20 protein-coding genes are annotated in these 23,945 nt (G+C 59.4%); 1 reads left to right on the plus strand and 19 read right to left on the minus strand.

Annotated features, from left to right (window positions below):
• The first annotated feature begins 49 nt into the window (after positions 1-49).
• On the plus strand, positions 50-679 hold the full coding sequence (locus tag HRH33_RS13550) for a TetR/AcrR family transcriptional regulator (protein ID WP_034138750.1): 630 nt from the start codon (positions 50-52) through the stop codon (positions 677-679).
• A 622-nt stretch (positions 680-1,301) separates the two neighbouring features.
• Here the strand turns inward: HRH33_RS13550 and HRH33_RS13555 are convergent.
• The 19 genes from HRH33_RS13555 to tssC all read right to left on the minus strand — a co-directional run bounded on the left by HRH33_RS13555 (position 1,302) and on the right by tssC (position 23,914).
• Positions 1,302-1,595: a hypothetical protein gene (locus tag HRH33_RS13555; protein WP_167418306.1), complete on the minus strand. Its 294-nt coding sequence runs from the start codon at positions 1,593-1,595 to the stop codon at positions 1,302-1,304.
• Positions 1,596-1,830: 235 nt separating this feature from the next.
• Positions 1,831-2,022, minus strand: a complete 192-nt coding sequence (locus tag HRH33_RS13560) for a hypothetical protein (RefSeq protein WP_167418269.1) — start codon at positions 2,020-2,022, stop codon at positions 1,831-1,833.
• Between the two features lie 250 nt (positions 2,023-2,272).
• Entirely contained in the window at positions 2,273-2,449 is a 177-nt protein-coding gene (locus HRH33_RS13565; protein WP_167418268.1) for a hypothetical protein, read from the minus strand.
• Between the two features lie 152 nt (positions 2,450-2,601).
• Positions 2,602-4,047, minus strand: coding sequence for an RHS repeat domain-containing protein (locus HRH33_RS13570; RefSeq protein ID WP_244962424.1), 1,446 nt, complete (start codon positions 4,045-4,047; stop codon positions 2,602-2,604).
• 167 nt (positions 4,048-4,214) lie between these two features.
• Positions 4,215-4,625 (minus strand): SMI1/KNR4 family protein, encoded by a 411-nt coding sequence (locus tag HRH33_RS13575; RefSeq protein WP_167418676.1) that lies wholly within the window; start codon positions 4,623-4,625, stop codon positions 4,215-4,217.
• On the minus strand, positions 4,616-6,763 hold the full coding sequence (locus HRH33_RS13580) for an RHS repeat-associated core domain-containing protein (RefSeq protein WP_243269861.1): 2,148 nt from the start codon (positions 6,761-6,763) through the stop codon (positions 4,616-4,618). The genes HRH33_RS13575 and HRH33_RS13580 overlap by 10 nt, the downstream gene beginning before the upstream one ends.
• A gap of 292 nt (positions 6,764-7,055) precedes the next feature.
• Positions 7,056-7,598, minus strand: a complete 543-nt coding sequence (locus HRH33_RS13585; protein WP_167418678.1) for an SMI1/KNR4 family protein — start codon at positions 7,596-7,598, stop codon at positions 7,056-7,058.
• A 9-nt stretch (positions 7,599-7,607) separates the two neighbouring features.
• Positions 7,608-12,260, minus strand: coding sequence for an RHS repeat-associated core domain-containing protein (locus tag HRH33_RS13590; protein WP_173603513.1), 4,653 nt, complete (start codon positions 12,258-12,260; stop codon positions 7,608-7,610).
• Positions 12,261-12,314: 54 nt separating this feature from the next.
• Entirely contained in the window at positions 12,315-12,743 is a 429-nt protein-coding gene (locus HRH33_RS13595; protein ID WP_167417217.1) for a DcrB-related protein, read from the minus strand.
• Positions 12,744-12,789: 46 nt separating this feature from the next.
• Positions 12,790-14,727, minus strand: a complete 1,938-nt coding sequence (locus HRH33_RS13600; RefSeq protein ID WP_167417216.1) for a type VI secretion system Vgr family protein — start codon at positions 14,725-14,727, stop codon at positions 12,790-12,792.
• Between the two features lie 25 nt (positions 14,728-14,752).
• Positions 14,753-15,010: a PAAR domain-containing protein gene (locus HRH33_RS13605; RefSeq protein ID WP_167417215.1), complete on the minus strand. Its 258-nt coding sequence runs from the start codon at positions 15,008-15,010 to the stop codon at positions 14,753-14,755.
• Positions 15,011-15,079: 69 nt separating this feature from the next.
• Entirely contained in the window at positions 15,080-15,592 is a 513-nt protein-coding gene (locus HRH33_RS13610; protein WP_167417214.1) for an Hcp family type VI secretion system effector, read from the minus strand.
• 104 nt (positions 15,593-15,696) lie between these two features.
• Complete coding sequence (gene icmH / locus HRH33_RS13615; protein ID WP_167417213.1) at positions 15,697-16,545, minus strand: type IVB secretion system protein IcmH/DotU; 849 nt, start codon at positions 16,543-16,545, stop codon at positions 15,697-15,699.
• The gene (tssK, locus tag HRH33_RS13620) at positions 16,538-17,884 is read right to left on the minus strand and encodes a type VI secretion system baseplate subunit TssK (RefSeq protein ID WP_167417212.1); all 1,347 of its coding nucleotides are present in this window, start codon (positions 17,882-17,884) and stop codon (positions 16,538-16,540) included. Before tssK ends, icmH begins: the two co-directional genes overlap by 8 nt.
• Before the next feature lie 37 nt (positions 17,885-17,921).
• Positions 17,922-19,271 carry a type VI secretion system lipoprotein TssJ gene (gene tssJ, locus HRH33_RS13625; RefSeq protein WP_167417211.1) on the minus strand — a complete coding sequence of 450 codons (1,350 nt, stop codon included), beginning with the start codon at positions 19,269-19,271 and terminating at the stop codon, positions 17,922-17,924.
• Positions 19,268-20,290, minus strand: coding sequence for a type VI secretion system baseplate subunit TssG (tssG, locus tag HRH33_RS13630; protein ID WP_167417210.1), 1,023 nt, complete (start codon positions 20,288-20,290; stop codon positions 19,268-19,270). Before tssG ends, tssJ begins: the two co-directional genes overlap by 4 nt.
• Entirely contained in the window at positions 20,254-22,020 is a 1,767-nt protein-coding gene (gene tssF, locus HRH33_RS13635) for a type VI secretion system baseplate subunit TssF (protein ID WP_167417209.1), read from the minus strand. The genes tssG and tssF overlap by 37 nt, the downstream gene beginning before the upstream one ends.
• 7 nt (positions 22,021-22,027) lie before the next feature.
• On the minus strand, positions 22,028-22,441 hold the full coding sequence (gene tssE / locus HRH33_RS13640) for a type VI secretion system baseplate subunit TssE (RefSeq protein ID WP_167417208.1): 414 nt from the start codon (positions 22,439-22,441) through the stop codon (positions 22,028-22,030).
• The gene (gene tssC / locus HRH33_RS13645) at positions 22,442-23,914 is read right to left on the minus strand and encodes a type VI secretion system contractile sheath large subunit (protein WP_167417226.1); all 1,473 of its coding nucleotides are present in this window, start codon (positions 23,912-23,914) and stop codon (positions 22,442-22,444) included.
• Between the last annotated feature and the right edge of the window lie 31 nt (positions 23,915-23,945).

A 23,945-nucleotide genomic window follows, 5' to 3' on the forward strand; every position in this document is an offset into this window, starting at 1 on the left:
CGAGTACCATAATTCCATAGTTAAGATACTGTCAAGTACTGGAATTCTCATGACCGAAATTTGCCAGACACGGCGCGGCCGGCCAGCCAACGAGGCGCTCAGCCAAACGATTGTCGACGCCGCCGGCGAACTTTTTATGGAGTTGGGGTTTCAAGCGACAACGATGGACAAGGTCGCCCAGCGGGCAAAAATATCCAAGCTAAGCATCTACCGGCACTTCGAGAACAAGGAGGCGCTGTTCAGCGCGGCCATCGCGGCCCACTGCCATCAGTTTGCACCGCAGGCCATTGTCGAAGGTGTCGACGGCTCGGCTGCAGATCAGCTCATGGCGGTGGGGACATTCCTGCTGCGCACACTGTTGAGTCCGGAAGTGCGCAATGTTGAGGCCATGATCATGGTCGACAAGGCGAAGCAAAAGTCGTTGAGCAAGCTCCATTACGAAGCCGGTCCCGCCTATGTCATTGCCCAGATCGAGGCCCTGTTGCGGCACTTACACGCGGAGGCGATGCTAAATGTGCCCGACCCTTTGGAGTCTGCCCGTTTGTTTGCCGCGCTTATCAAAGGGTCCGATCTTCTGATGATCGCCCGCTTCGATGAGGCGAAGGCAAAGGACGACAATGAAGTCGAATCCTATTGCCGGTCGGCCGTCGCCATGTTCATCGCAGCGCACGGTGTTTAGCGGTTGATTTGAACGCCTGATGTCGGTCGTTAACTGGACACCACTGGTCTCTGTTCCATGAAGCGCCAGGGCGGGGGGCACTTATCGGCTTCATCCTGGGAGCCTTGGGCATGCTTTCCACTGCATTGCTTTAACTCACCCTCCTGGCCCAGCATTTAATTGCTGGGCCAATTCGCGGGATCTTAAGCTTAAGTCTGCGCACTCTGTTCGGCGAACGGCTTTATCGTCTGGCCCTGCCGCCAAGACCATCTCGGCTACGTAGGCGAAGGTGCGCTGTTCATTGAGCCGCGGAACCTCTTGGAATTGGACGGGCGTCCATGGAGTCAAGATGCTGTAAGCTGATGTTTTATAAGCTTTTATGGAGCATAGTAGAACTCTGTTACAAACTCTCGGGGTCGCCTAGCAACAGCGGGACTCCCCAACCGCAAGGGTGGGTGTCCCTTGGGATGACGGAAGGTTAAGGTAGGAAGCGGCCAATGCGCCGTTGGCGCACCGCAGTCTTGAAGGCTTTGACCGCCTGGGACGTTGTCGGCGACGCCAGCGAACATGGGGGCAGCGTGATCGGGCGAGGGGCAGTTGGCGTCAGTTAAACCGCATCAGGAACGTGCCGGTTTTGTGGCTGTCAGTACTCATCCAGCAGGAACACCGCAGTAAGGCCCCGGTCTGCTTCGGTGAAGATGCAGAGGTCCAGTCCATCACAGATGGTGTAGGACGACAGCAGGTAGCCGCCGAGTTCCATAGCCGCGTCGTTGTAGCGTCGATGCTCTGCGCGCACATCGCCCCAGTCGCCGCAGATGTGCCGGCGCACATAGGGTAGAGGATCGAGCAGATCCTGTCGGATCAGGGCGTCCACACGGCTGGAAAAGGTCAGGCCGCCGAAGGGGAATCGTGGCTGGAGGGTGACGAAGGCGGGCATGGGGCTACGCAGATCCTCCATCGTGAAAGGACTTCGTACTCTAGCAGGGCAAAATATTTCGGCGACGAGGTCGCGGTCACAATCACGCTCGCAATGGAGATGCTTGTGGGGGCGGCAGACATGCCTCGGCTGGGTAGGAAAACTCCATCGGCCAGGCGGTGTCGGCGGGTTCCCGGCAACGTGTCCAAACCTCGCAGGTACTTCATCGTTCGCTGACAGGTGACTGCGTCACTTTTCATTGGCGAGGGCGTTCGGGCCGGCTGGTTTCCTTGACCGCAAACATCAGACAGCGCACCGCTTCACGGTCTTGTTCTGACAATAAGCGGTAGTAGCGGATCAGTTGCTCTTCCTTTCGATTGAGTTGGCGGGGCCGTAGGGATGTACCGACGTCGGTACCCAGTGAGGAGATAAACGAAGTATTTAGCATGATTCTAGCCTTTCATGAGGTGAATGGAGGCATGGGCTGCTTGCCCAGAACATCTAAATAAATAACGTTTATCGGAGAGATGGGCTCGTCATTTTTCGTGACTGTTAGGTTTTTCGGAATGGGCCGTCGGAAGTGCTTGGTAGAGGTGTAGGAGTGGTCTTTCAAGGTCGACTGAATCGAGGCACGATTGAGTGGGGAGCCCGCCCACAGGCATCAACCGTCGGGTTGCCGGTGGGAGGGCGTAAGCCTGTCAAAAACGGGACACATCCTTGAAGGCGCAGGTCAAATAGCACATGGCCACGCGGTCGGTTTCTGACAGCGTGCGGAAGTGTTCAATCAAACGTGCCTCTTCATCCGTGAGGGCGCGCAGCCGCCGTTTCGGCCAGAACACAAATATAAGCTGTGAAACACCCTTGGTTGATGGCATGACCCTTGTCCTCTCTTGCGGGAAAAGCAACTGACTTGGGGTGTGGTGCGATCCTGCCTGAGCATTCTGAGGAAGCAATCAAGGCATTTATGGTGAGTGTAGAAAGTTGTTTTGGACCGTGTGAAATATTTTTTTACAGGTGGAATTTGCTGTCAAAAAGCACGTTTGCGCATGCGAATACGTATTTGCTGGGTCAGACGCTCGATGATCAGGTTGTCGCTGGCGTCGTACTGGTAGTCCTTCTGCAGCAGCGGCAATACTTCGCGGGCAACCTGCTGGTAGTGCAGGGCTTTCTGGCTGAGACGGCCATTGCGGTCGTAGCGGGTGCGGGTGTGCAGGGCGCCCTGGGTGCGCAGTACTTCGTCGTGCAGTGCGTCGCGCTCGAAATCGCTGATCACACGGCCATTGAGGTTGAGCTGATGCAGGTGGCCGCTGCCGTAGTACAGGTGGTTGAGTTCGCGCTGATCGGGCAGCGTCAGGGTTTCCAGGTTGCCCAGCTCGTCGTAACGGTAGGTCAACTCCCCGGCGCTGTTGGTCTCGCTGAGCAGTTGGCCGAGGGCGTCGTAGCTGTAATCGAGCCGCTGCTGGTCACCCTGGTTGTCGGTGAAACTGATCGCCAGCAGGTTATCGGCGTTGTCGTAGGCATACTCGGTGACGCCATCGTCGGTGCGCTTGCGGACCAGCCGCCCGAGGGCGTCGCGCTCGAAATGATGCTCTAGCGGCGTGTGGGGCTCGGCCGTGTCCTTGCCGTCCAGATCAGGCTCGGCCAGCGGCGCCGGAACATGGCAGATGCCAGTGACATCGCCCAGCGGGTCGTACTGGTAAATACGCCCGCTGCCATCCAGATCCTGCTGGGCCAACAGGCGATCCAGCGCATCCCACTCGAAGCGGTAGTGTTCGTGGTTTTCATTGCTCAGGTGCAGCAGGCGGCCATAGGCGTCGTAGCTAAACGCGACGCTGTGGCCGAGGGCATCGACACGCTGGATCAGCCGGCCACTGCGGTCATAACGCAGGCGGGTGATGCGCTGGGCCGGGTCGGTGTAGGCGGTCAGCTGGCCGGCGGCGTCGATGTCGTAGCGGTCGATTCGGCCGTCCGGGCGTTCGCTTTCGATCAGATAGCCGCGGGCGTCATACCGATAATGAGTGTGCTCGCCACGGGCGTTGACGGTTTCGCTGAGCAGTCCGCGCCGATCATAGCGGCAGTGGGTCTCGGCGTTGGAGCAGTCGCGGTAGCTGAGCAATTGCCCGTGAGCGTTCCAACGCAGGTATTTGTGCTTGTCCAACGGGTCGGTGATGCAATCGACCTGGCCCTGGGCGTTATACCGGTAGTGGGTCTTTCGACCGAGGGGGTCTTGCTCCCAAAGTAGATTGCCCTGGCGGTCGTAGCCGAAGCGTTGGGTACGTCCAGCGCCATCGGTGATGCTCAGTGGCAACGCCCAGTGTCGGGTGTAGCGGATTCGTTCGCAGCGGCCCAGTGGGTCGCGGGTCTCGATCAGGCGGCCGAGTTCGTCGTAGCCGTATTGCCATTCGCCGCCTTGCGGGTCGATGCTCTTGAGCAGTTGGCCACTGAGTACATCTTCCTGCCAGCAGTGACCCATGGGGTCGATGTGTTTGTAGATCTCATAGAAGGGCCCCCAGTAGTAATGGTCTTGGCGACCGAGGCTGTCGGTGACTCGGGTTTCGCCTTTTTCCAGGTCGTACTCTGACGGATAGTCAATCTTCCTCCCGGATAGTCATATCCAGAATGTCCGTGGTGTGGCTCTAATCACTGCTCAAGCTGTGCGAGAAACTCTTCGAAAGAACTAGATAAAAGAACTAGATCTCTTTCATCTGCCAGCCATAGATAGATAAGCCCAAAATCTCTATTTCTGGCGGATAGAACGAAAATGTTGCCGCAATCGTCATAGGCGAATGGGACTAGGTTTATTAACTCGGGCTCTCCTTTGATTAGTTGCTTGTATGTATCTTCAATTGTGGTTTCACCATTTTTTATGGAGAGAAAGCTGTTTAGTAAAAACGCATTGCTTTCTGCGGTTGAATCATCAAGTGTTCCGCCATTATTCGTTATATAGAAATTTCTAAAATATTCTGATGGCGCGCGGCCAATAGTTTTAGTGAACTCATCGTATTCAAGAGTGCTAATTGGGGCTTCGCAATTCTGTAGGGTTATGGGCATCTGGTGGGTCCTTTGGTCTTGGTTGGTCTCGCAGGATGAGTATATTTTCTCCCGGTTGCTACTGAGTACTGGCTGACGCCTCCGGCATGTTTTATTCCCAAGTGTGCTTTTTGTTTTACGAGCTGCATCGTTCCGGTGTTTGACTTTGGGTCGTAATCATTCACATGGTGCCAAACGTAGCCCTTCGGTGCGGACTTTTGATTTAGTCCGGCTTCCCTGTTTGCAGCTTGTGTGTCTAGGGCGTAGTCGCCAGTGTATTTTATCGGTACGACTGGATTAATATTTGGTTTGTTATACAGGGCGTTGCTGTTTCTGTAATCAAGACCCCCGCCTGGAGTTTGCCTTACCCCTTCAAAACCTAGCTCATTTAATGCGGCAATTGGATCATAGGTTAAACCAAGAGGATCAATAAAAGTGATCGGGTTCGAAGCATACTGATAAAGGTTCAGCCCTCCCGCCAGCCCAATCGGATCCGGCTGGGTAAACCGTCCCACATCCGGATCATAAAGCCTGAAGGTGTTGTAGTGCAGCCCCGTTTCGCGGTCAAGGTACTGCCCCTGAAAACGCAGGTTCTGCTCATTTCCAACCTGCTGATCATGCCACTCGTCCCGCGCCTTACCCCAGGCCAGGTACTCGCTGTGCCACACCGTCTTGCCGCCAGCGTCGGTGAGCTGTTCCGGTAGCCCGGCCAGGTTGGTGTGGAAGTAGAAGATCGCCTCGCTACCCGGCTTGCCATCGATGCGCGCCAAGGGGTCGTAGCTGCCCGGATCGGCATACACGTACAGGCTGGGCCTGCCGTCCTGCACTTCTTCCAGCAGTCGCAAACCTTGCCAATGAAACAGCGTGCGATGGCTCGGTTCGTTGGCGTCGTCGTGATACACCTGCTTGCTGATGCGCCGGCCCAGCGGGTCGTAGCCGAACACGATGCGCTGGGCCATTGATCCCTGCTGCTGGCGGATACAGACCAGCCGGTGCTCGGCGTCGTACTCGAAACGCTGGATGCGGTTGCTGCCAATGCGTTTTTCGCTCAGTCGCCCAAATCGGTCATAGCGATAACGCTTGTCCTGATACACATGCACGCGGTTGTGCTTGATCAGGCCGTTGACCCGGTAGCCGTCGAACAGGTTGCCGGCCGCGTCGTAGTTGAGGCTCTCGATAGACGGACCCCGATGCACGCTTTGGATCTGCTCGACCGGGTTGTAGCCATATTGGGCACTGCCTTGATAGGACTTGCCGGTAGATGCTTGGTTGTGAAATCGCCCGATCAGACTGTCGTCATTGGCCGCCATGCTTGGGCGGTTAGCGCCTGGACGCTGGGTCTGGGTGAGTATCTCGGCCACCAGATTGTCGCTGGCGTCATACTGATAGTCCTTCTGCAACAACGGCAGCACCTCGCGGGCAACCTGCTGGTAGTGCAGCGCCTTCTGGCTGAGCCGGCCATTGCGGTCGTAGCGGGTGCGGGTGTGCAGGGCGCCCTGGGTGCGCAGCACTTCCTCGTGCAGTGCGTCGCGCTCGAAATCGCTGATCACCCGGCCACCCAGGTTGAGCTGATGCAGGTGGCCGCTGCCGTAGTACAGGTGGTTCAGTTGACGCTGGTCGGGCAGGGTCAGGGTTTCCAGGTTACCCAGCGCGTTATAAACGTATTTCAGTTCTCCGGCGCTGTTGGTCTCGCTGAGCAGTTGGCCGAGGGCGTCGTAACTGTAGTCGAGCCGCTGCTGGTCACCTTGGTTATCGGTAAAACTGATCGCCAGCAGGTTGTCGGCCTTGCCGTAGGCATACTCGGTGACGCCATCGTCGGTGCGTTTACGGACCAAGCGGCCGACGGCGTCTCGCTCGAAATGATGCTCCAGCGGCGTGTGCGGTTCGGCGCTGTCCTTGCCTTCCAGATCAGGCTCGGCGAGCGGCGCGGGGATATGGCGGATGCCGGTGACATCACCCAGCGGGTTGTACTGGTAGATGCGCCCGCTGCCGTCCAGATCCTGCTGGGCCAGCAGGCGGTCCAGCGCATCCCACTCGAAGCGGTAGCGTTCGTGGTTTTCATTGCTCAGGTGCAGCAGGCGGCCATAGGCGTCGTAGCCAAACTCGACGCTGTGGCCGAGGGCGTCTTCCAGTTGAAAGAACGCCAACCCATCGAGCACTCGCGATCGAGGTTGTCGACGACGCGGGTTTCGCCATTGGCTAGGTCGTATGCGAAGTGATACTCCTCGCCTTCGTTGGCCCGGTGGCAGGTGATCCGCTATTCGTGGTCGGGCTGTGGTCGTTGTTCGGGGGCGACAAAGGACGGCCAGGCTTCGTGTCGAGCAGATGCAGTAAGTGCCCCCGGTGACGGTATTACGGTTACGGTCGCCCAGGTGCACTAGCCGCGAATGCTGCGAGTTGCGAGATCAGTTTGTCGCAGTTCTTCCGGCGTTAGTGCGGACGGTTAGTGAATCATGACAAAAGCTCTTGCCAGAACTCACCGTTCTCTGCATTTACGGCAGATACTACTTCTGAAGGGTCGCCTTGTTTCAGAAAAATAGTTCCGACCCCTCTTGCAAACATCTCAAAATTACAAGCGATAGTCTTCCAGTCAGACATGTTTGATTCGCTGGTAATAGCAAAAATTTTTCCATTTTCTGTATTTAACAATATGGTGTAAGGGTCGGAGGTAGCTATGGCGATAGTATTGGCCGGCCTTGATTTTCCTGTCCACCAGCGACAAAATTCGTTGTCTGTATTAATTTCTATAAGTTGCTCAATGTAGTCTTCGCTTGTGCCGAATGATATTGGTCCAAGAGTAAAGTTGTTCATGTTGTACTTTTCGATGAAGAGCCTAAATTCGTTCGGGATTTTTGTATTGATCGATTTTTCCAACATGTTTATATTTATAGGGGGCGATGTGCGACGTTTAAGAATGAGATCATTCATGTCGCTGCCGAATGGCTTGAATTTTGTTTTGAGTTGAGACTCAATTTGTTCTATGGTGAGTAGCATTTTTAATCCTCACTTTGCATGCCAAGGGCCGCCGCTGCCAACATGGGTTTTTGATGGTACAGGTATAGCGTATTGTCCAAAGTTAACATGGTGGTGGACTAGATTGTCCCCTTTATATTTTGCATGTTCAGGAAAAGTCTTTATCCAGGTGTTATCTATTTTAGGGGCGATGCCAAGCTCATTTATTCGGTATTGATTGCTTTTGCTTAAAGATTCTGGTTGGAGGCTTTTCCATTGCTGCCAAAACTCCCTGTTATTTCTGATGCCGCCATTTGAAGTTTTCGTCCCGCTAGTGAATGTTCGCGTGTCTATTGAGAATTTTGGATCCGGTCGTCCCGGTGTCCTAGGGTCAAACCTAGTCTGATATGGGTTATCGCCTCTTGATGGCTTTTTGTTTGCCCCGGGGCACCCGCTTAGTCCTAGAGGGTCAAGCCAGCTAGTAGGGTTGGGGGAATATTGATAGAGATTCAGCCCGCCCGCCAACCCAATCGGATCCGGCTGGGTAAACCGCCCCACATCCGGGTCAAAAAACCTGAAGGTGTTGTAGTGCAGCCCGGTTTCGCGGTCAAGGTACTGCCCTTGAAAACGCAGGTTCTGCTCACTTCCTGCCTGCCGATCATGCCACTCGTCCCGCGTCCTGCCCCACGCCTGATACTCGCTGTGCCACACCGTGTGGCCGGCGGTGTCGGTCAGCTGTTCCGGCAGCCCAGCCAGGTTGGTGTGGAAGTAGAAGATCACCTCGCTCCCCGGCTTACCATCAAGGCGGGCGAGCGGTTCATAGCTGCCCGGATCGGCATACACGTACAGGCTGGGCCTACCGTCCTGCACCTCTTCCAACAGCCGCAAGCCTTGCCAATGAAACAGGGTACGGTTGTTCGGTTCGCTGGCGTCGCCGTTGTACACCTGCTTGCTGATGCGCCGCCCCAGCGGGTCGTAGTTGAACACGATGCGCTGAGCCATTGATCCCTGCTGCTGGCGGATACAGATCAGCCTGTGCTCGGCGTCGTATTCGAAGTGCTGGATGCGGCTGCTGCCAATGCGTTTTTCGCTCAGTCGCCCAAAGCGGTCATAGCGATAGCGCTTGTCCTGATACACATGCACGCGGTTGTGCTTGATCAGGCCGTTGACCCGGTAGCCGTCGAACAGGTTGCCGGCCGCGTCGTAGTTGAGGCTTTCCACATGCTGGCCCTGCATCATGGGGCTGCTGCGGTGCATGCTCTGGATTTGCTCGACGGGGTTGTAGCCGTAGCTGGCACTGCCTTGATAGGACTTGCCGGTCGAGGAGTGGCCGTGGAATCGCCCGATCAGGCTGTCGTCATTGGCCGCTGCGGTCGGGCGACTAGCGCTTGGACGCTGGGTCTGGGTCAGCATTTCAGCCACTAAATTGTCGCTGGCATCGTACTGATAGTCCTTCTGCAGCAGCGGCAGCACCTCGCGGGCAACCTGCTGGTAGTGCAGCGCCTTCTGGCAGAGGCGGCCATTGCGGTCGTAGCGGGTGCGGGTCAGCAGGCTGCCTTGGGTGCGCAGCACTTCCTCGTGCAGTGCGTCGCGCTCGAAATCGCTGATCACCCGGCCACCCAGGTTGAGCTGATGCAGGTGGCCGCTGCCGTAATACAGGTGGTTGAGCTGGCGCTGGTCGGGCAGGGTCAGGGTTTCCAGGTTGCCCAGCTCGTCGTAACGGTAGGTCAACTCCCCTGCGCTGTTGGTCTCGCTGAGCAGTTGGCCGAGGGCGTCGTAGCTGTAATCGAGCCGCTGCTGGTCGCCCTGATTGTCGGTGAAACTGATCGCCAGCAGGTTGTCGGCCTTGTCGTAGGTGTACTCGGTGACGCCATCGTCGGTGCGTTTGCGGATCAGGCGCCCGAGGGCGTCGCGCTCGAAATGATGCTCCAGCGGCGTGTGGGGCTCGGCCGTGTCCTTGCCGTCCAGATCAGGCTCGGCTAGCGGCGCAGGAATATGGCGAATGCCACTGACATCACCCAGCGGGTTGTACTGGTAAATACGCCCGCTGCCATCCAGATCCTGCTGGGCCAACAGGCGATCCAGCGCATCCCACTCGAAGCGGTAGTGTTCGTGGTTTTCATTGCTCAGGTGCAGCAGGCGGCCATAGGCGTCGTAGCTAAACGCGACGCTGTGGCCGAGGGCATCGACACGCTGGATCAGCCGGCCACTGCGGTCATAACGCAGGCGAGTGATGCGTTGGGCCGGGTCGGTGTAGGCGGTCAGCTGGCCGGCGGCGTCGATGTCGTAGCGGTCGATTCGGCCGTCCGGGCGTTCGCTTTCGATCAGATAGCCGCGGGCGTCATACCGATAATGAGTGTGCTCGCCACGGGCGTTGACGGTTTCGCTGAGCAGTCCGCGCCGATCATAGCGGCAGTGGGTCTCGGCGTTGGAGCAGTCGCGGTAGCTGAGCAATTGCCCGTGAGCGTTCCAACGCAGGTATTTGTGCTTGTCCAACGGGTCGGTGATGCAATCGACCTGGCCCTGGGCGTTATACCGGTAGTGGGTCTTTCGGCCGAGGGGGTCTTGTTCCCAAAGCAGATTGCCCTGGCGGTCGTAACCGAAGCGTTCGGTACGCCCGGCGCCATCGGTGATGCTCAATGGCAACGCCCAGTGACGGGTGTAGCGGATTCGTTCGCAGCGGCCAAGCGGGTCGCGGGTTTCGATCAAGCGCCCGAGTTCGTCGTAGCCGTATTGCCATTCGCCGCCTTGCGGGTTGATGCTCCTGAGCAACTGGCCGCTGAGTACGTCTTCCTGCCAGCAGTGGCCCATCGGGTCTATGTGTTTGTAGATCTCATAGAAGGGCCCCCAGTAGTAATGGTCTTGGCGACCGAGGCTGTCGGTGACTCGGGTTTCGCCTTTTTCCAGGTCGTACTCGAAGCGATAGTCCTCGCCATCGCTGCCCCAATGGCGGATGACGCGCCACTCATGATCGGGTTGAGGTTCGAGCAGGGGCGGAAATTTGCAGAGGCTGCCGTCTGCGCGCACCGATTGCGGGCGTTGTGCGGGAACTTCGAAGCGTTGCCATTGATACTGCCGAGTCGCCCCGCTGGGGAGGGTTTGGCTGTCGAGGTAGCCTTGCGCCGTATAGGTGAAGCTACGCAGGACCTGGCCGGTGGCATTGAGCACGTCTTGCAGCTGGCCGCTTAGGGTGTAGCGATAGCTGGCAAGGACTTCGGTGTGTTCGATCTGCGGATTATCGCCAAGCTTGATGTAGAGCCGTTCCACTTGGCTGACCCGCTTCGGGTGCTGGGTGTCATAACTCAGCCGAACGGTGGTTTGGCTCAAATCGTCGCACACGTAGTGCAGCCGGCCTGTTTGATCGTAGAGAAGCCCCAGTGTATTCAGGTTGCGATCACCGAGCCTGGTCAGGCGTGAGCGTTTCGCATTGTGCGGGTCGGTCTGGAAGACCTGGTAGAGACCGGTGTAGATGTCCTCGACCACGGTCTGCCCGTCTTCCAACTGAAAGAACGCCAGCCCGTCCAGCACGCTGACGAAGGCATCACCTGCCTTTAGCCGACCCAGTTCCAGACGGGTGCCTTCTTCGTCGACATAGATCCACAATTCGCCACCCTCGGGATGAGGCACGCGCAGGATCTCCACTTCATAGGGCACACTCCAGCCCATGCCGAACAGGCCGTCGCGGCGCAGGTCGTTGCTGTCGTAACCCCTGGCCCATTCGATGGGAAGCAGGCCCGGCAAGGTGAAGTCGAGGTCTTCGGGGCCTCCAAGAATTTTGCCGCCGGTTGAGACAAACACAGGGTTGCCCTTGCATCCCCCAATGCGCCACCACGGTTTGGGGCTACCTTTCGGTCGCGGCCGAAGCTTGATTTTGCGCGAGATCAACATACCGGCCACCATGCCGGTGAACTGCGCAATCTTGCTTTTGCCATTGCGGATATCCCGCACGGTCAGTGGCTCGCCACCTATGCGAACGTTGGGGGAAACATTGGCATCGTTGTCGATGGCAGCATCGCACGTGGTCTTGTCGCCGGCTCGGGCGGCAGGCTGCCCGTTGATGAAAACCTTGCTGGATCCTTGCGCGATGTAGGCATCGGGCATGGGAGGATGGCGTTCGCAGGTGACCTTATCCTGTTCCGCCGGCTCCGTTCCTGGGGCTGCTGGTGTTGTGACCGGCGGATTGAAGATGTCGTAGATCGCCATGCCCAGGCCGAGCACAGGAAGGAGCATGGGCGCGGCGGCCATCGCCATTGCGCCGATATTCTCCAGAAATGACGGTTCTGCCTCCTCTTCGGAAGCGTCCGCGTCGCCACCTCCTGAGCTGCGCCCTGCGGCCCGGGCAGCGGCCTTTCCGTTGATGTGGGTATTTTGCGAGCCGCTTTCAATCTTGCCAAAAGGCTCTGCCGGGAACACGCTGTTGGCGAGAGAATCACACCCGTCGGTGATGGCTTCACCGATGCTCTTTTCGCCTACGGGAATCATGCTGGCACCACCTACCAGGGCTCCGGCAATCACAGGGACAAGCACTGCCGCCGCACCGCCCGTGCCCACAACCGCGACAACGGTGCCGGCGATAGCCGCCGCAACCAGAGCGGTAGCGGCGGCGTAGACAACCGCTTCGGCCAATGCACTCATCAGCTCGGCAGCCAGTGGTGGATGAAGGATCGCGTCTCCTTCCCTGGCGGCATGTACGTTCTGCGCCATTGCTGTGTGCTCCTTGCTGAACTGGCGTGTATGCAGATGGGTTGGGTGACCTGATCAGGCAAAGTGCAGGCTGTCTTTGATCGCGCGCCAATGGCTGATATCTGCCTCGGTAAGCGCGCTGTGTTTGCTGTAGTTCAGGACCAGCAGGCGTTGTTGCCCAGGCAGTTGGCAGGCCAACTGAAGCTGGTACATGGGCTGATTTGCGTGCGTGAACTGGAGGGCTGCTTCACGGCCTTCGACTTGTTTGTCTTTTCCAATAAAAACGGTCACGGCATCAGTGCAGGTCAACGCATTAAGCCGTTTGTGCAGCAGGTCCAGTTGAAACGCGTAGGCCTCATCTAACGTCTGCTGGGCAGGCAATGCGCTGCGGGCAATAACCAAGGTGGTTTGCCGCTCGCGAAATTGCAGCATGTTCAATGTCGTGTCTTCAGGCATTTCCTCGCCGAGGTCGACGGTGAGGTCCTGGGTCAGGTATTCGGCCATTCAGGTGTTCCTTGTTTGGAGAAATACAGGTCAGTTATCAACGGTCTCATTCCTGCTGAAAGTGGCTATTGGCTTCGTCCAGGAGCGCACTGGCATCTCGCCCGTCAGCGGCAACGGCAGCGGTGCCGCCTTCCACGTTGAGATCCAACATGCCGTCGGGGGTGTTGATTTGGCCGGACTTCAACCCGGTGATATTGAAGTTCTCGCAGGTGATGTTCAGCGTGCCGTTGGCCTGCAACTCGATCACCGTCTTGCCGCATTTCAGGCGTAAAGCGTTGCCCACTTCGACGGTGTATTCGTTAGCGACGGCGTCACTTTTGTTGCCACCTACTTTCAGCGTGTCATTGGCCTTCACCACCCGCATGCGGGTGCGGCCAACGGTGATGGTCTCGTCCTGACCCACCTGGCTGCTTCGGTCTGCACCAATCGATTGGGTCTGGTTGTTCTTGACCACCGTGTTCTGATCTTTCTGGGCATGGATAAACACTTCCTCCTGGCCCAGCTCATCCTCAAAACGCAGCTCATTGAAACCTTCACCCTTATGGGTTCGGCTCTTGATGGTCATCCGCGTCTTGTGTTTTGGAAGTTGATACGGCGGCAAATTGGTCTGTCTGTACGCGGTCCCCGTGGCGATCGGCTGGTCGGGATCACCGTCTAAATAGCTGATCACCAGCTCTTGACCCACACGCGGGATGGCCATGGAGCCCCAGGTCGCCCCGGCCCAGCCCTGGGTGACGCGGATCCAGCACGAGCTGTGGTCGTTGTTCTTGTCCGAGCGATCCCACGGGAACTGCACCTTGACCCGCCCCCATTCGTCGCAATAGATCTCCTCACCGGGAGGGCCGACTACCGTGGCGATCTGCGGGCCGTCGATGCAGGGTTTGTCGCGCAATGGGGCTTTCCACTCGGAGGTCCAGCGGATGGCACTGGCTTTCAACCTGTAAGACGTGCCCAGGCCGCTACCAAACGATTCCTCTTGCAAGCTGGTGTGTTGTTTACCCTCGTGCTTGATGGCGATGGTGCGCCAGCGGTCATTGAAGTCTTCACGGGGATGATCGTTGAGGTCGAAGGCCAACCCCGGTTGCAGGCGTTCATCATCGCCTTCCAGATGGGCCAGTTTGGCGTCATTGCGCAGGGCGGCCAGACGCGTCTTGGTGAAGGGCTTACCGGCGATATCACGCTTGTAACGACCGGGGTAGTCGTAGCGTTCGTAATCCTTGTGCTGGTTGTTCAGGTCCTGGTCGCCATTGGCGGTGTGCTGCTGGTTGTAGCGTGGGTGGGTGAAGGTGTAGTCGCGCTGCACCTGGCGCGCAGTACGCACTTGTTCGGTGTAGTGGAAGCGGTTCAATGCCGGTTCCGTGGAATCACCGCCACTCATGGGTTGATAGATCACCGGGCAATTGGTGTGGGTGCCGATGGTACCCAGGCCGCCAACGCGGTCGGTGAGGACCAGGGTGTGTCCGTCGGCGCGGTGTTCGAAGGTGTAGAGCAGGCCTTCTTCGGCGGCGAGGCGAGCGATAAAGTCGAGGTCGGTTTCGCCGGCCTGCACGCAGTATTCGCGGGGTTGGTGGTCGAAGCAGATTTCGCTGCGGATGTCGGTCAGTTTCTGCTCGGCCAGCACGCTGGTGATGATGTCGGGCACGGTTTGGCCCTGGAATATGCGCCAGTTGGAACGCAGGTTGAAACGCGCCAGGGTCGGTTCGACCACGGCGGTGTAGCGGGTGCGGCGAAAGCCGGTGTCGCCCTGTTGGAACAGGCTGACCAGGCCGTGGACGTAGCGCACCGGGGTGTCGTCGCGCCAAATGGTGAACACCGCGGCCAGGTCGAGCATGCGGTAGAAGTCGATGGCCGGGTGGTGACTGACCAGTTCCAGTTCAAGTTTGAACGGCTGGGACAGGCCTTCTTCAAGGGTGAACGAAACCACTTCGAAGGGATCGCCCCGTAGCGGTTCGAAGGTGTAGCGCAAGTCGCTTTGGCGGGGCATGAAACCTCCTTGTGGTGAGTCCGGATCAGTTGATCAACCAACTGGCATCGCCGTTTTCCAGGATGCCTTCGTGGTCGGTGCTATCACCGACACGGGCTACGGCTTTGCCGTTGATGACCATTGAGGGCGAGCCGCTGATGATCACGGCACCGCAGCCCAGGGTGTCGCCGACACGGGCGATGGCGCGGCCGTTGACGGTGACGTTGCGCGTACCGCTTTTGACGGTGGTGGGGCCACACATAGGGCAATCATGGTCGTGACCGACCAGAACGACAGCAGGCATAGAGCCTCCTGATAAATGTCGCGTCAGTGAGTATTCCGCCGCCTGTGCGGCGGAACGTGCCGGTGGTGGTTAAGCCGGTTTACGCCAGTCATCCGAAGCTTCGGTACCCGCTACCACATGGCTCCAGCTGACCTTGCGATAGGCCAGGCTGGTCTTGATCAGTTGGGTGTAGTTTTCGTTATCGCTGTTTTGCGCGTGGGGCAGTACGGTATGAATGTCGACGACGGTGGCGTCCTCCAGCTTGGTGGTAAAGAAGTGCTCCTGCTTGCCGTCGCCCGAGGTGCGGAACCACTTGACCTCGACCGTGGGCAGCATTTCGCCGGTGGCCAGGGCCTGGTAGAGCATGGGCGAGGCTTTGCTCAGGGCGCTGGTAAAGATCAGCGGTTTATGCACGCGCTGGCCGACGGGCTGACCGCTTTGCGGGTCAGTCGGCGCGGAGATCTGGTGGTCGATTTCCTGAGCAAGGATTTCATCCTCGTGGCCTTCCACATAACCGTTGCCCACCGAATCGGCGGTGAAGGCGCCTTTGGTGATATGGCCCTGGTTTTTGCCGTGGATACTGATGTACGCAGGTGTTGGCATGACAAGCTCCTTGTCGCGATCAAATGAACGACCCGATGAGGTCGCAGGTTCTGGCCCAAAGGCCATGGCTTTGCAGGCGCTCGGATGAGCACGCTGAAAATCGGTTACAGGTTGAGAATCTGTTCCAGGGAGGCGAGCACTTCCTGGGTGATGCTGTTCAAGCGCATCGAGTAGATTGTGTAGGCGACCGTCAGCACGACGGCTGCCAGCGCCCACGGCGTCCACAACGGCCAGGCACGTTTGATCCGGTAGTTGCGCGGCGCGACGTTTTTCAGCGGGTCGGTCAGACGTTTGGGCGTCTCGCCGCGCAGGGGACGCAACAGGCCGTGCAGTTGGTCGATGATCTTTTGAATTTCGTCATCGCCCTTGATGTGAGCGCCGTATTTGCCTTTGAGGCCGGAGATCAGGCACTGGTACATGAACTCCAGCACATGTTGGTACCGGGCCGCTTCGGGGATCATGTTGTTCATGACGGTGAAGAACCTTTCACCACCTCGGGTTTCTTCATGAAACTGGCTGAGCAGGGAGCGGGCGCTCCAACTGGAGAGCCTGCCCCAGGTGGTGCTCATGACCACCTCGTCCAGCAGCAGGCACAGGCTGTAGGAGTAGGCTTTGAGCGTGCCGGCGTCGTAGTCGAGCCGGCTGACTTCTTCCATGATCGTGGTGATCTGGTTGCTGACGCTCTGGTACAGCGCGGGCACGTCATCGTGCTGGTCCAAACGACGCAGGCGGATGACCAACCCGATCAGGGGCGTGGCGGCATCGCACAGCGGGTTCCAGGCCAGGCCGCGCATGTCGAACTCGGGGTCTGCGAGCAGCGGTTCGGGTTTGGGCTTGGCCGGTTCCTCTGCGGCGCCGGATTCCGTACTGCTGGTGGCCTGTTGCAAATAGCTGAAAATCCGGTTGCTGTCGTCCGTTGGCGGGTTGGTTTCGGTGGGCATGGTCTCACTCATCTTTCTCACTCCTGATCGCCCAGAACTGCAACTCCAGCTCCGGGAATTCGCCGGCGATGTGGAAACCGAACCCGCTGCCGTTGCTCAGGCTCTCCCAGGTGGGGTGATGGCGCTCGAGTTCGAAGTAACTGAAGCCGGCATGGAACGGCAGATGACGTGGCGCCACGGGCAGTGGGATCAACGGAATGCCCGGCAGTTGCAGACTGACCAGTTGTTCCAAACCTTCGGCAGAGCTGATCTTGATCTGCCGGGGCAGTTGCTGGCGCAGAGCCTCCGCGGGTAAGTCGGCGCGCACGGCGAGGATGAATTCGGCGTTGTCCAGCAGGCGCTTGTCATTCAAGGCAGCGGTGCGTACGCCGTATTGCTGCACCACGATCGGCAGCGACACTGCACGCGGTTGCAGCACGGTGCCCAGGGCACGGCGCAGGGTGTGTTCCAAAAGCTGGAAAGACTCGCGCAGGTTGTCGTGCTGGTAGGCCGGGTATTCCTGGGGCAGGTGGCCTTCATCGGTAAAGGTCACCAGTTCGCCGCAGGCCTGGGCCAGTGCGAGGTACAGCCGTTCCGGATGGACCTGGCGTTGACGAGTTAAATGCTGGAACAGCGGAAACAAGCGGTTGAGGGTTTGCAGCAGGTTGAAGTCGGTCACATCGGCCACCCCCGACTGCCCCGGCGAGCCGATGCGCTGGGCCAGGTTCTTGGCCCGCTCGCGCATCAAACCGGCCACTTCACCCAGGTAGCGGTGCAAGGCCGGCACGGCCTGCAAGGACAGGCTGGTGGGGTAGAAGTGCTCGTCCATCACCAGGCTGCCGTCCGGGCGCTTGTCCTTGATCCTGCCCAGGGCGATGCCGGTAAAGGCGCTGCGGTCGCTGCGTTCGAGCATCAGTTGCAGGTTGGGCACGGCCAGGTCCATGCCCACCTGGTCGCCGTCATCGCTGTGGGTATCGCGGATCTCTTCGCGGCGGGCGATATAGCGGCTATTGCCGTATTGGTCGGGCCAACGCACTTCGAGGGCGCCGTTGGAACGCAGCGGCAGCACCAGGTAGACGATCTGGTTGACGGCACTGCTGTCGGCGATTTCCAAAGGTGCGGGCGGTGCCAAATCATGGGGAATGTCGAAGACACTGCCGTCGGGCATGATCCCGCGGGCCTGGGTAATGGCGACCTTGCCGAAGCTCAAATACTCGGTGTTCAACACCAGTTCGCTGAAGCCGTAGAGGGCGTCATTCAGGCTGTGTACGCGCTGATGCACGGCGGCTTCGGCGGCGCGGGCCTGTTGCTGGAAGTGCTGGGGTTTGACGAATAAACCTTCATGCCAGATGACGGGGTTGCGTGAACTCATCGGTAATTACTCTGGGCAAAAGCGGCTGAAAAGGGCGTCATCGGGTTTCCCCTTTGAGGCTGACCTGGGTGGCGTCCAACTGCACCAGCACGGCGTATTGCCGGCCCTTGGGCTCGACGCGCAGATGCTGTTTCCACTGGCCGACATCGGCGCTGTGGTAGTTGGCGATCACTGCGATAAAACGGGTGTCCTCATCCAGGGGGCGCAGCTCGACAAACTTGAATTGGCCCGGCTGGAGCAGGTAGTCATCGGCGCGGATGTAGGTGCTGCCCAGGGTTTTTTTCAGATCCTCGGCCAAGGCCTGCGGGCTGGCGTTGACCAGCAGCGAATCATCGGTCAACTGCAACACCTTGAAGGCGATCGGCGTGGCGACGTGCTGCAGCGCCGGGTTGCCCCAGGGCGTGCTCAGGCTGACGCCTTGGGCGTCGTAGTCGCCCAGCAGCGTGTCTTCGAGGGGCGACATCGGCACCACAGGTTCGGGTTCCAAGATCAGCGGCGACTGGGCCGGTACGCTCTCGTAAAGGTGGTTGAGCAGGGTTTGCACTTTGTCGGTCAGTGCCTGCGGGCTGCTCGCCTGAACGTTGAGGGTGTAGGGCGAGCGGTTCGCGTCGTCATCGGGTGCGGTACCGGTGCTGATCAGGCGCGGATTGACGTGGTCGCTGGCGTGCAGGCTCAGGGAGTAACGGCTGGGCTGATCGTCGGGGCCGCCGACCGGAATCGACGGGGTCCAGATCACTTGGCCGACTTTGCCGAGCAGGGTGCAGCCGCCGAGGGTGAGGCAGGCCAGCAACAAGGTGCCCAAGCGCAGGTTGCTGAGCAGGCTGACGGGCTTCTTGGGTGCAGCCGCGCAAATGTCGGCCGGCGGTTTTGGTGGCTCCGCCGCATTCATCGCTCGCAGCGGATCCCCTTGTTCCACCCAATCAACGGGCTGGCAAAGGCGTTCGAACTCCGGGCAAGCAGCAGGTCGCGGATCGGGCAGGGGCAGTCCCGGTAAATCCTCCACGTGCCAGGCTTGCATACCTTCCGGCTGGCCCGAGAACAGCTCATCGAGCGAACGCTGACCTGGGCCGTGCTCACCGAGCTGTACCGCGACCCGGTACGCACCAATCTGCAACAGGTCGCCATCGTTCAGGCTCACCGCAACGTTGCGCCCTAGCGGCAAATCATGGCCATTGGCATAGGTGCTGCCACTGCGGTCGATCACGCAGAAGCGCCCTTCGACAACCCGGATTTCGCAGTGGTTGGGCTGTACGCTGTTGTGGCGATCCTCCAGGCACCAGTCCGCCGCGGCACTGCCGATGCTGCCGCCCTGTGGACCAAAGCGATGCGTGGGCAGATAGCCGTGCAGCAACTGCGCAGGATTACGGATAACCAAGGTCAGTTTCATGCGCGCCCCCGAATCCGCACCACGGCGGGATGACGTTGGTGCAGATGTTCGATAAAGCTGGTCCAGCCCAGGTGGGTGCCGTTGGCGCGTTGCAGGTTGAACGGCGGTACGTCCTCTTCGCGCAGCCCCAGTTCCAGGTCGTAGGCGGTGACGTCGCGCAGCAAAAAATCCATCAACTGGCGCAACCGCCCGAACTGTTCACCACTGGGCAAGAACTGCCGAAAACGTGCCTGGGTCAGGTTGGGAATCACCAAGGTGAACTTACTGGCGCGGGTCTTGCTGCGGTCACCCACCACAAAGTCGCTGCCCAGGGTGCCGTTGGCTTTGCCCAACACCGTGCGCTGACGCTGCGGCAAGGTCACCGAACGCGCCTCGAATTCACGGATGTACACGCCGTGCAGGTCGAAGCAGTGTTCAACGATGCCGGACACCACCGAAGGCGAGCGGCTGCGGCTGGCGATCAGGCCGGCAAAGCTCAACAACCGGCCCCAGGGCAGCGGCGTCGCGCCACGCAGATCGTTGTCGTTCAACCCGATCAGGGAAAACACATAACGCGAAAAGCGGTCGCTGGCCTCGGCCTGAAAGCGGATGTAGTAGCGGTACTTGCGCCAACTGTGGTGCAGCAGGGTCAGCAGGCGATGATTGAAAAAGTCCATGAACGCCGGGCGAATCCCACGTTCCTGGGCCTGCTCGTAGGCCAGGCGATCCAGGTAGTAGCCGGGCAGGGGCGAGTCGGTGCCGTGCAGGCCAAAGAAACTGGTCTGCAAGCGATAGCGCACTTCGTCGTGGCCGTCTTCCAGGCGTGCGGCCACGACCACGTCGGAGGCCGGAAAGCCCAATCCCGCATGGCTTTGCAGGCGCACACGGCGGCGCGCCGCCGCACTCAAGGGCTGCGCTTCCAGGTCATCGTCATGCAGGGCGTGCAGATGCTCCAGCAGACGGTGAAACGAGTAGTTCCGCGCATCGGCCAGCAGCACGTCGGCTAGATCACGGGTTGTCTGCCGGTCAACAGGGGCCATTCGTAGCACTCGTTGTTGGTGGTATTGATCACTTCCAGGCGATGGAAGGAGTTGATGCTTGCGTACAGGGCGAAGAAGTGCGAAAGCACGCTGCCGAACAGGTACAGCTCGCCCTCGCAGAGGAAGGCGTTCTGGTCCAGTTGCAAACGGGTCTGCAAGCCGCGCACCGGCTGGCCCTTCATTAACCAGTCGATGGGGGTGGTCACGGCCTCGCGGACGCCATTGAGGCGCTTGCGGGTGGCGCGGGCCTGTTGCAGGTCGTGCAAGGCGGCGAAGTCATAGGCGCGGATCACCGCCTTGAGCGGCTCGGCCGACAGCAACGACAGGTAGTTCAGCGACAGGTTGGAAATCAGCGTCCAGTGCAGGCTGCTGTCCAGCACCGGTCGGTAGCTGCGCGTCGGAGCAATCAGGTTGGTGTAGGTGGCAAACGACGGCGTGACTTCGGTGGACAGCGACACATCCCCTGCGCCCAGCATCTGCGGCAGGTCGCGATTGCTGCAGGTCAACTCGATGGACGCTGCTTCATGTTCGCCGATGTACAGGCTTTCATCGCCGCGCACGAAGGCGATGCGATGGCGCAAGCCCTCACGCCCGTGGGATTCCTCGATATGCGTGCGGAAATACAGCGCCGTGCGGCCCCGCGCGTGTTCGATCTCATGCTGGAACGACTCAAACGGAGTAAAGCGCCGCAACGGATCGCCCTTGCGCTCCTTGTCGGCGGCATCCCAACCGGCCACCTGGTCGACACTGAAAATCTCGTAAGCCTCAGGCTGACTGCCACTGGGGCTGATACGCCGTTCCAGGCTGCGCCCGTCCAGTGCGATAGGGTTGGCATCGTGGCGGAACAGGTTGACCGCCGGCGCGCAGTACAGGTGCAGGTCGCTGGTACGCAGGCGAATATCAGGCGGCATGGGCCGGCTGAACTGAAACTCGAAACGCAGGGTGCTGGCGCTGACATCGGGCCAAACATGAGCCAGCCGGGTCAGGCTGAAAAAGTGGAACCGCTGCGGGAATACAAAGTACTCCTGCAGGATGCGGTAGCCATCGAACACATTGCGCGGGTAGGGCAGCAACGCCTCTTCGGGGGTGAAGCCGGGAAAACCGATGTCCTTGGCCGACAGGCGATAGCGTTGCTTATTGATGTGCAGCGTCACGCTGTCCAGGTAATGGGCAAGCCACAGGTACAAGGTCAGCGCGGTGGCGTTATCGCCACCTAGATGAAAATCCAGCTGGTCGCAGGCCATGCTGGTCAGCGGTTGCTCCGTCAGCACCTTGAGGTCGATGCGCATCACCGAGGCCTCACGACTGTGGGCGTCGCTGACTTCCTGCAAGGCCAGCGGGTACAGGTTGACGTCGGTGCAGGTGCGAAACTGGCAGGAGATACCGTTCACCGGTTTGGCGAACAACGGCGTGCCCTTGGGAATCACCTGGCGCTGGCTGATCGCATTGGGCAGTGGTGTAAAGCGAATGATGGTCGCGCTGGGCAGAGGGCGCAGGTAGTTGGGCCAGAGCATCTGCAACAGCGGATGGGTCAGCTCTGGCAAGTCGTCGTCGATCTTCATCCCCAGCTTGGCGGTGAGGAAGGCAAAACCCTCCAGCAGCCGTTCCACGTCCGGGTCGCCGGCCTGATCGCCGAGAAATTGCGCCAGTTGCGGGTTGTCCTCGGCAAACTCGCGGCCGAGTTCACGCAGGTAGCGCAACTCCTCGGCAAAGCGTTGTTTCAAGTCCATCGCGTCCTCATCTCACGCGGGTGTAGCCGTCGCGGCCATGCATGGCCACCTCGATCTGCACCTGTTCTTCCTTGTGGTTGACCCGCACCTGACAATCCAGGCGAAAGTTCAGCTCCAGCGGCAGGTCCGGGTCGGGCTGATAGCGCACGCCCGTCACCGTGATACGCGGTTCAAACGCCTCCACCGAACGCCGGATATCGGCGCTGATGGCGACCACCAAATCACTGCTGGCCTGGGTGACGCCGTTGAAGTCGCGCAGGCCCAGTTCAGGGCTGCTTTGTGAGCAGCCCTGGCGTGAGTTGAGCACCTGTTCCAGGTGGCGTTTGATCGCCTCGACGCGCTGGCGCGCCTGCTCATCCGCGCTGCCTGGGCGGTAGCGCGGTGCGTCGGGTTCCAGGCGCTCGAACAGGCTGCCGCCCACTTATTGGGTGTCCAGCCGACCGACCAGCGAGATCTCGAAGTTGGCGCCCATGTACTTGAAGTGCGGGCGCACCGACAGCGACACCTGATACCAACCCGGATTGCCGGCCACGTCCTGAACCTCGATCTTTGCCGCGCGCAGGGGGCGTCGGCTGCGCACGTCGGTCGACGGGTTTTCCTGGTCGGCGATGTACTGCTTGAGCCAGGTGTTCAGTTCGCGCTCCAGGTCCTGGCGTTCCTTCCAACTGCCGATCTGTTCGCGCTGCAGCACCTTGATGTAGTGAGCCAGGCGATTGACGATAAACAGGTACGGCAACTGGGTGCCGAGCTTGTAGTTGGTCTGGGCTTCCTGGCCTTCGCGGGTCTTGGGGAAGTTCTTGGGTTTTTGCACCGAGTTGGCCGAGAAGAACGCCGCGTTGTCGCTGTCCTTACGCATGGTCAGCGGGATGAAACCGGCCTCGGCCAGCTCGAATTCCTTGCGGTCGGAGATCAGCACCTCGGTGGGGATCTTCGCCTGCAATTGGCCGAGGGATTCGTACAGGTGCACCGGCAGATCGTCCACCGCGCCGCCGGATTGCGGGCCGATGATATTCGGGCACCAGCGGTAGCGGGCGAAGCTGTCGGTGATGCGCGAGGCCATCAGGAACGCGGTGTTGCCCCACAGGTAGTTGTCGTGGTTGCCGTCGACGGTTTCGTTGTAGCCGAAGCTGCGGATCGGGTTTTCCAGCCCATCGTAAGGCGAGCGCAGCAGAAAGCGCGGCAGCGTCGCGGCAATGTATTTGGAGTCTTCCATTTCACGTAGGCTGCGCCACTTGGTATGGCTTGGCCCTTCAAAAATGTCGCTGACTTCCTTGACCGACGGCAGGTCCTGATAGCTCTTGAGGTTGAAGAACTCAGGACCGGCAGCCATCACGAAAGGGGCATGGGCCATGGCGCCCACGGAGGCGACGTAGCTCAGCAGCTTCATGTCCGGGGACGACGGGCCGAAGGTGTAGTTGCCGATCATCGCCGCGATCGGCTCGCCACCGAACTGACCGTAGCCGGACGTGTAGGCGTGCTTGTACAGGCCGCTGCGGGTGATGTCGCCAGCGTTGTCGAAGTCGTCCAGCAGTTCCTCTTTGGTGACATGCAGCACTTCCAGCTTGATGTTCTCGCGAAAATCCGTGCGATCCACCAGCAGCTTCAGCCCACGCCACGACGACTCCAGTTGCTGGAATTGCGGCTGATGTAGGATCACATCCATCTGCTTGCTCAATGCGCGGTCGATTTCGGCAATCATCTGGTCGACCCGGTGCTTGTTCACCGGCTGCTGGTGATCGCCGCTTTGCAGGATCTCGCTGATGAACGCAGCCACGCCTTGACGGGCAACGGCATAGCCCTCCTGGGACGGGCGGATGGTGGTGTTGGCCAGCAGTTGGTCGAGCAACGACGGCGGTTCGTCAGCCACCAATACTTGGGCGGCGGCGCTTTCCATAGGCATGCGGAGTACTCCGTTGAGAAGGGCG

This window comes from Pseudomonas rhodesiae, from assembly GCF_013285305.1.
Taxonomy (GTDB): Bacteria; Pseudomonadota; Gammaproteobacteria; order Pseudomonadales; family Pseudomonadaceae; genus Aquipseudomonas; species Aquipseudomonas rhodesiae.